This is a genomic window from Mesorhizobium sp. C264A (genome assembly GCF_040324515.1).
GTDB lineage: Bacteria > Pseudomonadota > Alphaproteobacteria > Rhizobiales > Rhizobiaceae > Mesorhizobium.
The window spans coordinates 755,663-769,356 of record NZ_JAMYVY010000002.1 but is presented as its reverse complement, the minus strand read 5'-3'; the positions used below and the strand labels follow the sequence as shown (position 1 = coordinate 769,356).

The window sequence follows — 13,694 nt, the reverse complement described above, 5'->3', positions numbered from 1 at the left end:
GACCGCACTCATGGCCGCACAAACACGACCGAAGCGACCGTTCCGCTGGCATATCGGCGTCTTCCTGGCGCCGGCGCTGCTGGTCTATACGGCGATCATGATCCTGCCGCTCGCCGGCACGCTGCAGCTGTCGCTGTTCCGCAATGTCGATCAGCATCAGGTGTTCGTCGGTTTCACTAATTTCCGTACGTTGTTCGGCGACCCCAACTGGTCGGTCGGCTTCTGGAACGCGCTGCGGAACAATACCTGGTTCTTCATCATCCACATGGTGGTGCAGAACCCGATCGGTGTCATGCTGGCGGCATTGCTGTCCAGCCCGAGGCTGAGATTCGCCGCCTTCTACCGCACCGCGATCTTCGTGCCGACCATCCTGTCCTTCGTCATCGTCGGTTTCGCCTGGAAACTGATCCTGTCGCCGTTGTGGGGCGTGGCGCCGCATCTGATGGATCTGGTCGGCCTGAAAAGCCTGTTCACGCCGTGGCTCGGCAAACAACAATATGCCCTGACCGCGCTCAGCCTGATCTCGGTCTGGCAGTTCGTCGGCATTCCGATGATGCTGATCTATGCAGCACTCCTGTCGATCCCCGAAGAGGTGATCGAGGCTGCCGAATGCGACGGCATCACCGGCATGTCTCAGTTCTGGAAGATCAAGCTGCCGCTGATCCTACCCTCGATCGGCATCATCTCGATCCTGACCTTCGTCGGCAATTTCAACGCTTTCGACCTGATCTACACCGCACAAGGGGCGCTTGCCGGGCCGAATTATTCGACCGATATTCTGGGCACTTTCCTCTACCGCGCCTTCTTCGGCTTCCAGCTGCAGACCGGCGATCCCAATATGGGTGCGGCGATCGCCACGATGATGTTCCTGATCATCCTCGGCGGCGTCTGCGTCTACCTCTTCCTCGTCCAGACGCGCCTGCGTCGCTACCAGTTCTGAGAGGGGCGAGATGTCGAGCTTGAACACCCCCTCTGGCCTGCCGGCCATCTCCCCCGCAAGGGGGAGATTGGCAGCTCTGGCCTTGCCGCTCGGCTTGCAACGTTGGCGATTGGCGAAAGCAGTCGCGGCATCTGATCTCCCCCCTTGCTGGGGAGATGTCCGGCAGGACAGAGGGGGTGCCTTGGCGCCAACCTCGCCTGCCTTGGCTCGTCAGGAGACCTTCCAATGAGCACCGCCACTCGTTCGCTGCCCCGCACCATCGGCGCCCACGCGATCCTGCTGACCTACACGGCGATCGCGCTGTTTCCGGTGATCCTGGTCATCATGAATTCGTTCAAGTCCCGCGCCGGCATCTTCAGCGAACCGCTGACGCCGCCGACGCCAAAGACCTTCGACCTGATCGGCTATACCACCGTGATCGGGCAGGGCGACTTCATCCACTATTTTCAGAACAGCCTCGTCGTCACCGTCGCCTCGCTGTTCTTCGTGCTTCTGTTCGGCGCGATGGCGGCGTTCGCGCTCTCGGAATACCGCTTCCGCGGCAACACGCTGATGGGGCTTTACCTCGCGCTCGGCATCATGATCCCGATCCGGCTCGGCACCGTCGCCATCCTGCAATTGATGGTGGCGAGCGGGCTGGTCAACACGCTGACGGCGCTGATCCTGGTCTACACCGCGCAAGGGCTGCCGCTGGCCGTCTTCATCCTGTCGGAATTCATGAAGCAGGTGTCGGACGATCTGAAGAATGCCGGCCGTATCGACGGGCTGTCGGAATACACGATCTTCTTTCGGCTGGTGCTGCCGCTGGTGCGGCCGTCGATGGCGACGGTCGCCGTCTTCACCATGATCCCGATCTGGAACGATCTGTGGTTCCCGCTGATCCTGGCGCCGTCGGAAGAGACCAAGACGGTGACGCTCGGCGCGCAGTTGTTCCTCGGCCAGTTCGTCACCAACTGGAACGCCATCCTGGCCGCACTCTCGCTGGCGATCATGCCGGTGCTGACCCTCTACGTCATCTTCTCGCGGCAGCTGATCCGAGGCATCACATCCGGAGCCGTCAAGTGAGCGGAGCCCTACAAATCTCTGCTGGAGCCTTCACCCCACCCGGCGCTGCGCGCCGACCTCCCCATCAAGGGGAGGTAAAAGGTCGTGGCTTCATTCACGACCGCCAAAGGGCGACTTTCGGAGAAGCTTCTTTGGCAGTGAGGGTGTTCGCGCCAACGTCCTACCTCCCCTCGATGGGGAGGTCGGCGCGAAGCGCCGGGTGGGGTGACGCCCTCTCAGAAGGAACAACTGGAACATCTGGAGTAGTTAGGTGACCTCTAAATCGCCCCTTCGCGTCGTCGTCGCAGGCCTCGGTAATATGGGGCGTAGCCATGCGCTGGCCTATCATAACAATCCGGGCTTCGAGATCGCGGCGCTGATCAACCGCTCCGACGTGCCGTTACCGGACGGGCTGTCGGCCTATGGCATCAGGCGCTCCTTCGACGAGGCGCTGCGCGATGAAAAGCCGGATGTTGCCTGCATCGCCACCTATTCCGACAGCCATGCCGACTATGCGGTGAAGGCATTCGAGGCCGGCTGCCACGTCTTTGTCGAAAAGCCGCTGGCAACGACGGTGGCGGACGCCAAGCGCGTCGTCGCGGCGGCCAAGGCCAATGGCAGAAAGCTGGTGATTGGCTATATCCTGCGCCATCACCCGTCCTGGGTCCGGCTGATCGCCGAGGCGCGCAAGCTTGGCGGCCCTTACGTGTTCCGCATGAACCTCAACCAGCAATCGTCAGGCCCGACCTGGCAGACGCACAAGCAGTTGATGCAGACGACGTCGCCGATCGTCGATTGCGGCGTGCACTATCTCGACGTCATGCTGCAGATCACCGACGCCAAGCCGGTCGAGGTGCGCGGCATGGGTCTGCGGATGACCGAGGAGATCGCGCCGACCATGTATAATTACGGCCATCTTCAGGTGCTGTTCGATGACGGTTCGGTCGGCTGGTACGAAGCCGCCTGGGGACCGATGATTTCGGAAACGGCGTTCTTCGTGAAGGACGTGATTTCGCCCAATGGCTGCGTGTCGATCGTGATGAAGGAAGGTGTGAAGTCCGACGACATCGACACCCACACCAAGACCTCGACCATCCGCCTGCACAGCGCTGCGACCGGCGCGGACGGCAAGTTCGCCAGGCCGGACGAGATGCTGTCGATGGACGGCGAACCCGGCCACCAGGATCTCTGCGACCTTGAACAGGCCTTCGTGCTGAAGGCGATCCGGGAAGACATCGACCTGACCCGCCACATGGACGACGCGGTCAAATCGCTCGCCGTCTGCCTTGCCGCCGATGAGAGCGTGCGCAGCGGCGCCCCAGTTAAGCTCTAGTAGGGCAAACTCTAGAACAAGGACGAAGCCGTGGGCTCGCTGGTAATCGAGAATGTGAAGAAGGCCTTCGGGCCGGTCGAGGTGCTGAAAGGCATCAACCTCGAAGTGACCGACGGCGAATTCGTCGTCTTCGTCGGCCCATCTGGCTGCGGCAAGTCAACCTTGCTCAGGGTCATCGCCGGGCTGGAGGATTCGACCTCCGGCAGGGTGGTGATCGACGGCGCCGATGTCTCGGCCACGCCCCCGGCAAAACGCGGCATCGCCATGGTGTTCCAGACATACGCGCTCTACCCGCATCTGACGGTGAAGAACAATATGGGTCTCGGCCTGAAGCAGGCCGGCACGCCCGCCCCAGAGATCGAGCGCCGCATCGGCATAGCCTCGTCGATGCTGTCGCTGGAGCCCTATCTCGAGCGGCGGCCGGCCGAACTCTCCGGCGGCCAGCGCCAGCGCGTCGCCATCGGCCGCGCCGTGGTGCGCGAACCAAAACTCTTTCTCTTCGACGAGCCGCTATCGAACCTCGATGCAGCACTTCGCGTCAACACGCGCCTGGAGATCGCGCAGCTGCACCGGCGGCTGAAGGCGACGATGATCTATGTCACCCACGACCAGGTCGAGGCGATGACGCTGGCCGACAAGATCGTGGTGCTCAATGCCGGCCAGATCGAGCAGATCGGCGGACCGATGGAACTCTACAATTCGCCGGCAAATGAATTTGTCGCCGGCTTCATCGGCTCACCGAAGATGAACTTCATCGACGGCGCCAGGCTGGGGGAAACGGCCAAGACGATTGGCGTGCGGCCGGAGCATCTGACCGTCGATCCGAAGTCCGGCGCCTGGAAGGGAACGGTCGTGCACGCCGAACATCTCGGCGCCGACACCAACCTCTATCTCGACTGCGACAAGGCCGGGCTGATCACGGTGCGTATTTTCGGTGTCTACGACGCGGAGCCGGGCGCCACGCTTTATGCGACGCCCGAGCCGGGAAAGACGTACCGGTTTGGGGCGGACGGGAAGACGATCAAGTAATCCTCTGCCCGCAGCGCCAGAGCGATCATGCAGCGCCGAGCAGCACCGCTCCGTGAATGGCCGCCTGCCAGCCCAGGGCGGCCCAGCGTATGTCCAGAGGCTGGACAACAAGCGAATGCGGCAGGCTCTCCGCGATACGCTGCTTGAGCGTCTGGCGGGGATAGGACTTCATGTCGACAATGCCGCCACCGATCAGGATCGTCTGCGGGGAAAACAAAGCGGCTGCCGTTGCGATGGTCACCGCCTGCTGCCAGACGATCTCATCGAGCCATTCGCGCAGCGACGGCGGCTGCCCGGTCGCCGAAAACAGCTCGGCAACCGGGATATCGTAGTCTGTCGCGAGTTCGACAAGCGTTGCCCCTGAGGCGTAGGTCTCGACGCGGTTTGGCGGTCCGCTTTCGTCAGGCCGGTAGATCGGCATATGGCCGATTCCAGCGCCCAGCCGCCGCCCCTGAAAATGCCGTCCTTGCCGAGATAGGCCGCACCGATGCCGGTGCCGAGATAGACCGCCAGCACTTCCTTTTGCCGCTTCACTGCGCCGGCGACGCTTTCACCCAGCAATTGCAGCACGACGTCGCGTTCGAGCCGCACGGGAGCGCGGAGCCGCGATGCCAGTTCCGTACCCAGCCGGATGCCGTTCAGCTCGGGAATGTTGGCCGTGTGCAGCACCGTGTCGAAGTCGCGGTCGATGAACCCAGGCACCGTCGCAACGACCCGTGCAGGTTTGAGCCCGGCATCGCGGCAGGCTGCGGTGACCGCATCGGCCAACCCCGCCACAGGCGCGCCCTGGCGCAGTTGCGCGGTCGGGTAGGTGCGGGCAAAATCCACCGGGATGCCGTGGTCGGCAAAGCCAACTTTGACCGACGTGCCGCCGATCTCGACCACGGCGATCGTGTCTTCCATCGTTTGATGCGTCATGCCAGCGCTTCCAGGAATTCCGAAAGACAGGCGCGGAATTCCCGCCGGTAGGCGGCGCGATCCTGCGATTTGGCTGTGATGGTGCAAAGCCGGGCCGACGGGATGAGCCCGGCCAGCGTCTGTGCGTCGTCCAGTCGATGGACGAGGTCATGGTCATGGCCGATGACAAGGGTCGGCACCGCGATAGCGCGGATGTCCGCCTCGCTCACGCCCGGACCATCGCCCGCGATCGCCACCAGCAACCTACCGAACAGAACCGGGTCCGGGCGATTGAAGAAGCCTTGCAGGCTGGCGAGATTGTCCGGCGCCAGCCTCGCTAGCTCTGCGGCAACTGCGCTGTCATCGAACAGACGCCTGGCGTCAGGCGAATGGCGCATCAGGAGATCGCCGACCACGGCATAGGGCCTCATATTGGCCGGTGCAGCCTGGGATACCCACGCAGGCCGGGCGAGCACCAGCGCCCGCACCCGCGCCGGCCTGTGCACCGCCAGGCGGAGCGCCAGCGCCGCGCCCATCGAGATGCCGCCGACGACGGCCGGGCCGAGGCCGAGATCGTCGGCCAGTGCATCGACGTCCTCGGCAAACGTCGCGATCGAAAGCTGCTCGACAGGCCCGTAGCCGGATCCGCCCTGGCCACGGCATTCGAGCGTCACGCGCCGCGTCACCGGCAGATCGGGAAACACGTCGGCCACCTGCGCCTCATCGCCGCCCAGCCCATGCTGGAAGATGACGGGAAGGCCCGTGCCGACCTCCCGGTAGGCAAGGTCGACGCCATCTCGGCTGAAGGTCTTTTTCACGTGTCGTCGCTCGCTTCCAGGACATTGCGCAGGAACGCGCCGACGCCGGGCGCCTCGGCCTCTGTCAGGCCATGCGTGATCAGGGGGCCGTCGAACCCGGCGGCTCTTAGGCAGCCGATGAAATGCGGGAAATCGACGACGCCCTGTCCGGCGGCGGCAAAACTGCCATCGGCATTGCGGTCCTTGGCATGGGCCATGCCGATCTCCGCAGCCAGCAGATCGACGGCCTCGTCGATCAGGCGGTGACGCTCCGCGCTGTCCGCCACTTCGAATAGATTGGCCGGGTCGAGCACAATGCGCAGCCGCGCGCTGTTCATCTCGTCGAGCAGCCGGCGAGCGGCCCGCGCGCTGGAGACGACATTGGCCAGTTCCGGTTCGATGCCGAGCTCGATGTCGAAGCGCTCGGCAATCGCGATCGCCGCTTCCATCTCCGTCCGCAGATCGCTCCATGCCGCCTCGCTTGCATTGTCGGGATGCCAGCGCCACGGATCCTGTGCATCCCTTGTGCCGGTGCACAGCGTGATCAGGCGGGTGCCCATGTCAGCGCATGACGCAGCCAGCACCTCCAGCCGAGCAAGACCTGACACACGAACCGAGCGATCCGGGTGGATCATATTGTAGGTTCCAGACACGGCCGCGATCGAAACGCCGGCCTCGCCGCTCGCCTTAGCGACGGACCGGGCCGCATCCGGCTCGATGCTGTCCGGCATCGACGGCAGTCCAAGGCACGCCATGTTGAACTGCGCCGCCGTGTAGCCGCCGTCCGCGACCGCGCGCAGCACCGGCAAGGCGCCGGTGGTGGCGAAGGTCTTGGCGAAAATCCCAAGCTGCATCACACGACCCCGTCGACATCGGCCAGACGGACGGCGCGGCCGCCGGCAGCGGCCGAGCGGGCTATGGCCGCCATGCCCCTGACCGAGGCGATGCCGTCCTCGATGCCGGCGCCGATCATCGGCGCGCCATTCAGCACGACATCGGCAAAGCCTTCGAGCTGCCGGCGATAGAAGTGGCCATCCGCGCCAAGCGTCCGATGCCAACTGCCATCGGCCTCGCGGAAAATGTCGACCTCGCTGCTCTTGTAGTACCAGGGGTTGTAGGTCTTCGCGAGAACGCTGCCATTCTGGCCGTAGATCTGGAACCCTTCGTGCCAGTCCATGCGCACGGCGACCGTCAGGTCGAGATGGCCGATCGTGCCGTCGGCGAAGATGGTGGTGACGAACCAGCAATAGGCGCCGTAGCGCTCGGTGAGCCGGGCCTCGACCGCCTCAATCGGACCATGCAGATGGCGCGCCGTATCGATGAGATGGCTGCCATGCGCCAGCATATAATACTGGCGCAGATCCGCCTTGGGATTGACGGAGGGCTTGCGTGCCTTGGCGCTGGTGATGATGAGCGGCTGCACCGCATCGGTCATCGGGTAGCGGTGGGTGCTGTCGCAATACCAGCCCTTGAATGCCAGACGCTCGCCCATCTCGTTATCTACGAAGGCCTTTGCCGCCTGGATGCCTGGATCGAAGCGCTTCATATGGCCGACCTGAAGCACCTTGCCGCTCTTGTCGAGTGCGGCCCGCAAGCCTTCGACTTCCTCGACCGAAACGCCCAGCGGCTTCTCGCACAGCACATGCTTGTCGGCATCCAGCGCCAGTTCGGCGGCCTTGACGTGGAACGTGTCCGAGGTCGCGATGATGACGGCATCGAGGTCGGGATCGGCCAGCATCTGGCCGTAGTCGGCATAGGATTTTTCGGGCGCGTAGGTCGCGGCCATCCTGTCGCGCAGATCGTCGGCGACATCGCAGATGGCATAGAGGTCGGCGTTGCGCGCCTTGGTGCAGGATTCGAAATGCGCGGCCTGCGCAATCGGGCCGCAGCCGAGCACGCCGACACGCAGCCGCTTTTCGTCTTTGCGAGGCATGGAATCTCTCCTGATTAGCGCGCGGCGAGGCCGCGAAGTTGAAATTGCGGATCGCCCGACAAAGCTGCCTGATGCAGCAGACAGGCAGCGCCCAATGCCGGACCGTCGGCGCCGACGCGCGACAGTTCGACCGTGGGAACGGGATAACCTTCAGCCAGGAAGCCCGAGAGGAAAGCTTCCACCTGTTCGGCGACAAAGGGATAGATGGCATTGACCGAGCCGGAGAGAATGATGCGCTCCGGCTGCAAGGTGCAGGCAAGCGTCGCCAGGCCGCGACCGAACCACAGCGCCCAGTCGCGCGCGGTGGCGACGGCTGCCGGATCGCCGCCGGCCAGCGCTGCGACAAACTCATCCACGCCGGCGCGCCGCCCGCTTATGTGCAAATAGCGCGCCAGCAAAGCATCCTTGCCGACATATGATTCCAGCCGGCCCGGGCGCTTGGCGTCGAAGACAAAACCTTCGTCGCCAATGCGCAAATGACCGATCTCGCCGGCGCCGCCGAGCCGGCCGCGATGCAGCCTGCCGGCATTGATGATGCCGCCGCCGACGCCGTTCTCGATCAGGATGATCAGCGCATCCTCATCGTCCTTTCCCGGCTGCGCCCAGTATGTCTCGGCCACAGCGACGGCATTGGCATCGTTTTCCAGCAGGATCGGAAAATCGTCGCCAAAGGCGTTGCCCAAAAGCTCAGCCAGATTGACCCCGTGCCAGCCAAGGATGGTGGCATGGTATGAGACGCCATCAGCGGCGGGGAAGCCGGGCACGGCGACATTGAGCCCGTAGGGGCGCGTGCTCTCAGGCAATTGCGATCGGACATCGCCAACGAGTTCCTCGATGATGGCGACTGCAGCGGCAGGCGTACTACCCGGGCCGGCAAAGGCCTTCGATGCTGCGGCACGCTGCGTGCCAGCAAGGTCGACAGCCACGGCAGCGATCCAGTTGACGCCGATATAGGCGCCAAGGAAGAAGCCGCCATTGCCTTCGATCTCGACAAGGATTCCGGGGCGGCCGACCCGGCCCTCGCCGTCCTGCTCGTCATCCCCTTCATCCGAGCGCTCGCGCGCCAGACCGGCTTCGATCAGTCCCAGCACCAGGGCGCCGGTGGTCGACCGGGTCAGGCCGAGATCGCGTGCGAGCGCCGCCCGGCTCAACGCGCCGGCACGAAACAGCGCCGCAAGGGCCCGCGTTTCATTCGGCCGAAGATCGGTCGACACCAGCACGTCTTCCTCCGCGATTTGTTTGATTGCCATACTAATAGATTTTTTATGCGATTTGAAAGGGTCAAACGGGGCGCACTGTAACAAAATGTTCGGCGTTCTGAATCTGTTGACCCAAGTTTCAAACGATAATTTGTATCAAAAACTTACAAATTGACATGGGAGGATGCGATGCCGGTTCTAGCGCCATTGTCACCCACCAGGCCAAAAGCCTCGCCCTCATGATGTCGAGCGAGACATTGTCCAGCGCGCGGACGGCACCGAAATCCTTCACAATATGGGGACATCTCTTCGAATGCAGGCTTGTCGGTCAGCCTGGCCCGCTTTGCGATCAGAGATCGTCGCCGTCTCTCCAGCAGGCGATCAGATGACCGTCGCCGGCCTGCCTGACGGGTGGTTGCGCCTTTCGGCAATCGGGCAGCGCGACAGGACAGCGGGCGGCAAAGGGGCATCCGGAGGTCTCGGCATCGTGTGCCGCGACGTCGAGCTGAGCCGGAGCCTTCGGCGCCGTCTCATCCGAGGACGCGGCCAGAAGCAGCTTCGTGTAGGGGTGGTTGGGGCCACGGAAAATCTGCTCGGATGAGCCGGTCTCGACCAGCCGGCCGCGATAAAGCACGCCGATCCGGTCGGCCATATAGCGCACCACCCTGAGGTCGTGGCTGATGAACAGATAGGTGGTGTCCTTGTCGCGCTGCAGGTCGTTGAGCAAATTGAGCACGGTCGCCTGCACGGAAACGTCGAGCGCAGAGGTTGGCTCGTCCAGCACCACGAGCTTCGGCGCGCCGGCAAAGGCGCGCGCAATCGCCGCACGTTGGCGCTGGCCACCAGACAGCGATCTCGGCTTCTGGTCGACGGTCGTAGCGGCAAGACGAACCGAGGCCAGGAGATCGGCGACACGCTGCTTCACCTCGCTGCGGCCAAAGCCGGCGAGCCGCCGCAGCGGACGGCCGAGGATCCTGCCGATCCGCTGGCGCGGATTGAGCGTGCGGTCGGGTGACTGGAACACCATCTGCACGTCGCGCCGTTCGCTCAGGCTTCTTTTCTCGACGCGCGGCGCGACAGTGCTGCCGAACAGCTCGACCGACCCAGCGTCCGGCGTCTGGAGGCCAGTCACGATCCTTGCCAATGTCGACTTGCCGGAGCCGGATTCGCCGATCAGCCCGAACGTCTCGCCCTGGGCTATCTCCAGGTCGATATCGTGCAGGACGGCCTGGGAGCCGAAGGCGTGGCTGATGCCTTTGCAGGCGACGGCGATCGGACGTGCGGCTTCCGGTTGATCGCTGCGGACAGGCTTCGACGGGCCGGTTGTGTGCATCTCGGCCAGCCTGCCGTCGCGCTTGGTGAAGTTGAGCGCCGGGATCGAGGCGATCAGCGCCTTGGTGTAGGCGTGAACAGGGTTCTCGAAGACATCGTTGGCGATGCCGCTTTCGACCACCGTCCCCGACTGCATCACGGCCACCCGATCGCAGGCCCGGCGGACCATGTTGATGTCATGGCTGATCAGCAGAACGCTGGTTTGGTGATCGCGGCGCAAGTCCTGCAGGATGGCGACGATCTCGGACTGGACGCTGGCGTCAAGCGCCGTCGTCGGCTCGTCCAGCACCAGCAGCGACGGGTCGAGCGCAATGGCAATCGCGATGTTGGCGCGCTGCTGCATGCCGCCCGACAATTCGTGCGGATAGAGATCGAGCACCCGTTCCGGATTGCTCACCCTGACACGGATCAGCAGTTCGGCGGCGCGGGTGCGTGCTTCGTCCTGCCGAACCTGGCGATGCCGCATGATCGTTTCGGTGATCTGCCGGCCGATCGTCATGGCCGGATTGAGCGCCGCACCTGGATGCTGGTAGACAGCCGCGATGCGATCGCCCCTTAGCCGGCGAAGCTGCTCGCCGGAGAGACTGCGGATCTCGCGACCCTGGAATTCGAGCGCGACGCGGCGATCCGGGCGTTGCGCGGCAGATAGCGCAGAATAGCGAGAGCCACCGAGCTCTTGCCCGATCCGGACTCGCCGACAAGGCCGAGCGCTTCGCCTTCGCCGATGGCGAGCGACACGCCGTCGACGGCCGGATGCGATCCCCGGCGTCCATCATAGGCGACGGTGAGCTGCTCGACCTTCAGAACCGATGACGACATGTCTTGCTGAAACCACTTTCTTTCGGCGCGGCCTTCAAGGGCAATCGCTTCCGCTTTCGCAACGCACAATCTCTATAAAATTACTCGAATTAAGCTGGAGCGCAATCTACCTTTCATCGCTCAGGAGAGATTGTCGCAGCCGGTCGAGGCGTCGCGACGGTCCCTTGGAGCAGTTCTGCAAGGAGGCCGACATGGCACGCGACCACATGATCCTCAGCGCGTTTTTCTTCAACCCGCAGGGCGATCATCGCATGTCGTGGCGCCATCCGCGCGCGCCGGGCCGCGAAGTGCTCGACTTCGACTTCTACCGCGATCTCGTCCAGTCTGCCGAGCGCGCCAGGATCGATACGATCTTCGTCGCCGACCATGTCGCGATCTGGGATTCCGTACAGAGCGGCGTAGCCCATTACGCCAATGCCCGCCTGGAACCGCTGACGCTGTTGTCGGCGCTTGCCGGCGTGACCAGGCATATCGGCCTCATCACGACCGCCTCGAGCTCCTACAGCGAGCCCTACAATGTCGCCCGCATGTTTGCCTCGCTCGACCATATCAGCAAGGGCAGGGCGTCTTGGAATGTGGTGACGTCGGCCATGGACGAGGAGGCCCGCAATTTCGGCCGCGACGGCAATATCGAGCACGCCTTTCGCTATGAGCGCGCCACCGAATTCCTCGATATCGTCAAGGCGCTGTGGGACAGCTGGGAAGACGAAGCCCTGCTTATCGACAAGGCATCGGGCTATTTCGCCGATCCCGACAAGGTCCATGCGATCAACCACAAGGGCCCGCACTTCAAGGTGCGCGGACCGCTCAATGTCTCGCGCCCGCCGCAGGGCCATCCGCTGATCGTCCAGGCCGGCTCGTCCGAAGACGGCAAGAATTTCGCTACCGCGCACGCCGATGCGCACTTTGCCATCTACAGCACCAAGGAAGACGGCATCAAATATAGGCAGGACATCAACGAGCGCCTCGCCCGTTACGGTCGCAAGCCCGAGAGCTTCAAGATCCTGCCGGGCATCCTGCCGATCGTCGCAGCTTCCGAAGCGGAGGGACGCGAGCGGCAGGAGTATCTGCAGAGCTTGCTTCCCGATAGGGTCGGCATCGACCTTCTCTCGAGCTGGAGCGGCGTCGATCTCTCCGTATATCCGCCGGACGGCCCGCTGCCGCCGCTGCCGGACGAGAGCACCTTCAATGGCGGCCGCACCTCGCTCAATCGCGTCAAGGAATGGTCGAAGCAGAACCTCACTCTGCGCGAGATCGCTCGCAAGCTCGCCAACAGCGGTTCGGTGCCGACCGTCGTCGGCACACCGAACCAGATCGCAGATCAGCTGCAGGACTGGTTCGAGGCAGGTGCCGCCGACGGCTTCAACCTGATGTTCCCGCTGCTCCCGGAGGATTGGGTGAATTTTGCCGAGCAGGTCGTGCCGGAACTGCAGCGCCGCGGCGTATTCCCCACCGAATATGCGCCGGGGACGCTGCGTGATCGTTTCGGCCTGGCTCGGCCGGCCAACCGCTTCGCCGAACAGCGCGACAATGTGCGCGCCGTATCCTGACTTGGGGCAACTGATATGACCGGAGCGCCAAAACTTCAGCCCCGCGAAGCCACGGCTCCGCAGCTCATCAATGTTCTGCACAGCCCCAAGCGCATTCGGGTCAAATTCGCCGGCCGCACCATCGCCGACAGCCGCAACGTCCTGGTGCTGCGCTCCAACCATTTTCTGCCGATCTATTTCTTCCCGGCCTCCTCGGTGGACCGCTCGCTCTTGAAGCCGTCCGAGCGTCGCCAGCCGCATCCAGTCGGCGGCGAAACCACCTATTGGGACCTGGAGACGGGATCGAAAGCTTCTCCCAATGCGGCCTGGTCGTTTGTCGCGCCGCAGGATGAAAGCCTGTCGCCACTGGCCGGCCGCATCGCCTTCACCTGGAAAGCGGTCGACCAATGGTTCGAGGAGGAGGAAGAAGTCTTCGTCCACGCCCGCGACCCATACGCCCGCATCGACGCTCTGCAGAGTTCAAGCCATGTCCAGATCTGGTTCGACGGCGAAGTGATCGCCGACAGCCATCGCCCGGTGCTGCTGTTCGAAACGCATCTGCCGACGCGTTTCTATTTGCATCCGGACGATGTCAGGCTCGACCGTCTGGTCGACTCGGACAGCACGACGCGCTGTCCCTACAAGGGCATCGCCTCCTACTGGTCGGGCCGGCGCGCCGACGGCTCGGTGAGCCCCGATGTCGCCTGGAGCTACCGCGATCCCATTGCCGAAATGCCCAAGATCAGGGGCCTCATCGCCTTTTACCCGCAAGCCGTCGACCGCATCCATCTCGACGGCGAACCAGTCGCTTAAGCCATTCAACAGTCATTTCAGACAGGGGT

12 protein-coding genes and 1 pseudogene are annotated in these 13,694 nt (G+C 63.7%); 6 read left to right on the top strand and 7 right to left on the bottom strand.

From position 1 onward, the window contains the following. Nucleotides 1–10 precede the first annotated feature (10 nt). The 4 genes from NKL04_RS22715 (at nucleotide 11) to NKL04_RS22700 (ending at nucleotide 4,346) form a co-directional block, all read left to right on the top strand. Nucleotides 11–940 carry a carbohydrate ABC transporter permease gene (locus tag NKL04_RS22715; protein ID WP_023702499.1) on the top strand — a complete coding sequence of 310 codons (930 nt, stop codon included), beginning with the start codon at nucleotides 11–13 and terminating at the stop codon, nucleotides 938–940. A gap of 225 nt (nucleotides 941–1,165) precedes the next feature. Beyond that, nucleotides 1,166–2,005 carry a carbohydrate ABC transporter permease gene (locus NKL04_RS22710; RefSeq protein WP_023668842.1) on the top strand — a complete coding sequence of 280 codons (840 nt, stop codon included), beginning with the start codon at nucleotides 1,166–1,168 and terminating at the stop codon, nucleotides 2,003–2,005. A 250-nt stretch (nucleotides 2,006–2,255) separates the two neighbouring features. Next, the gene (locus NKL04_RS22705; RefSeq protein ID WP_023702498.1) at nucleotides 2,256–3,317 is read left to right on the top strand and encodes a Gfo/Idh/MocA family protein; all 1,062 of its coding nucleotides are present in this window, start codon (nucleotides 2,256–2,258) and stop codon (nucleotides 3,315–3,317) included. Between the two features lie 30 nt (nucleotides 3,318–3,347). Then, nucleotides 3,348–4,346, top strand: a complete 999-nt coding sequence (locus NKL04_RS22700) for an ABC transporter ATP-binding protein (protein ID WP_023702497.1) — start codon at nucleotides 3,348–3,350, stop codon at nucleotides 4,344–4,346. Between the two features lie 25 nt (nucleotides 4,347–4,371). Here the strand turns inward: NKL04_RS22700 and NKL04_RS22695 are convergent. The 7 genes and pseudogenes from NKL04_RS22695 to NKL04_RS22665 all read right to left on the bottom strand — a co-directional run bounded on the left by NKL04_RS22695 (nucleotide 4,372) and on the right by NKL04_RS22665 (nucleotide 11,323). Beyond that, nucleotides 4,372–5,249, bottom strand: a pseudogene (locus NKL04_RS22695) (ROK family protein). 11 nt (nucleotides 5,250–5,260) lie between these two features. Further along, nucleotides 5,261–6,061, bottom strand: a complete 801-nt coding sequence (locus NKL04_RS22690) for an alpha/beta fold hydrolase (protein WP_023711279.1) — start codon at nucleotides 6,059–6,061, stop codon at nucleotides 5,261–5,263. Then, nucleotides 6,058–6,894 (bottom strand): sugar phosphate isomerase/epimerase family protein, encoded by an 837-nt coding sequence (locus tag NKL04_RS22685; RefSeq protein WP_023702361.1) that lies wholly within the window; start codon nucleotides 6,892–6,894, stop codon nucleotides 6,058–6,060. Before NKL04_RS22685 ends, NKL04_RS22690 begins: the two co-directional genes overlap by 4 nt. Beyond that, nucleotides 6,894–7,973, bottom strand: a complete 1,080-nt coding sequence (locus NKL04_RS22680; protein ID WP_023702360.1) for a Gfo/Idh/MocA family protein — start codon at nucleotides 7,971–7,973, stop codon at nucleotides 6,894–6,896. The genes NKL04_RS22685 and NKL04_RS22680 overlap by 1 nt, the downstream gene beginning before the upstream one ends. 14 nt (nucleotides 7,974–7,987) lie before the next feature. Further along, nucleotides 7,988–9,223 carry an ROK family transcriptional regulator gene (locus tag NKL04_RS22675; protein ID WP_023702359.1) on the bottom strand — a complete coding sequence of 412 codons (1,236 nt, stop codon included), beginning with the start codon at nucleotides 9,221–9,223 and terminating at the stop codon, nucleotides 7,988–7,990. A 298-nt stretch (nucleotides 9,224–9,521) separates the two neighbouring features. Beyond that, nucleotides 9,522–11,096 (bottom strand): dipeptide ABC transporter ATP-binding protein, encoded by a 1,575-nt coding sequence (locus tag NKL04_RS22670; protein ID WP_280938724.1) that lies wholly within the window; start codon nucleotides 11,094–11,096, stop codon nucleotides 9,522–9,524. After that, nucleotides 11,060–11,323, bottom strand: a complete 264-nt coding sequence (locus NKL04_RS22665) for an ATP-binding cassette domain-containing protein (protein ID WP_280938723.1) — start codon at nucleotides 11,321–11,323, stop codon at nucleotides 11,060–11,062. The genes NKL04_RS22670 and NKL04_RS22665 overlap by 37 nt, the downstream gene beginning before the upstream one ends. A 191-nt stretch (nucleotides 11,324–11,514) precedes the next feature. Between NKL04_RS22665 and NKL04_RS22660 the strand changes: the two genes are divergently transcribed. Further along, nucleotides 11,515–12,873 (top strand): LLM class flavin-dependent oxidoreductase, encoded by a 1,359-nt coding sequence (locus NKL04_RS22660; protein ID WP_023668832.1) that lies wholly within the window; start codon nucleotides 11,515–11,517, stop codon nucleotides 12,871–12,873. A 15-nt stretch (nucleotides 12,874–12,888) separates the two neighbouring features. Next, a complete protein-coding gene (locus NKL04_RS22655) occupies nucleotides 12,889–13,665 on the top strand; it encodes a DUF427 domain-containing protein (RefSeq protein WP_023702355.1) in 777 nt (258 codons plus the stop codon). Nucleotides 13,666–13,694 lie beyond the last annotated feature (29 nt).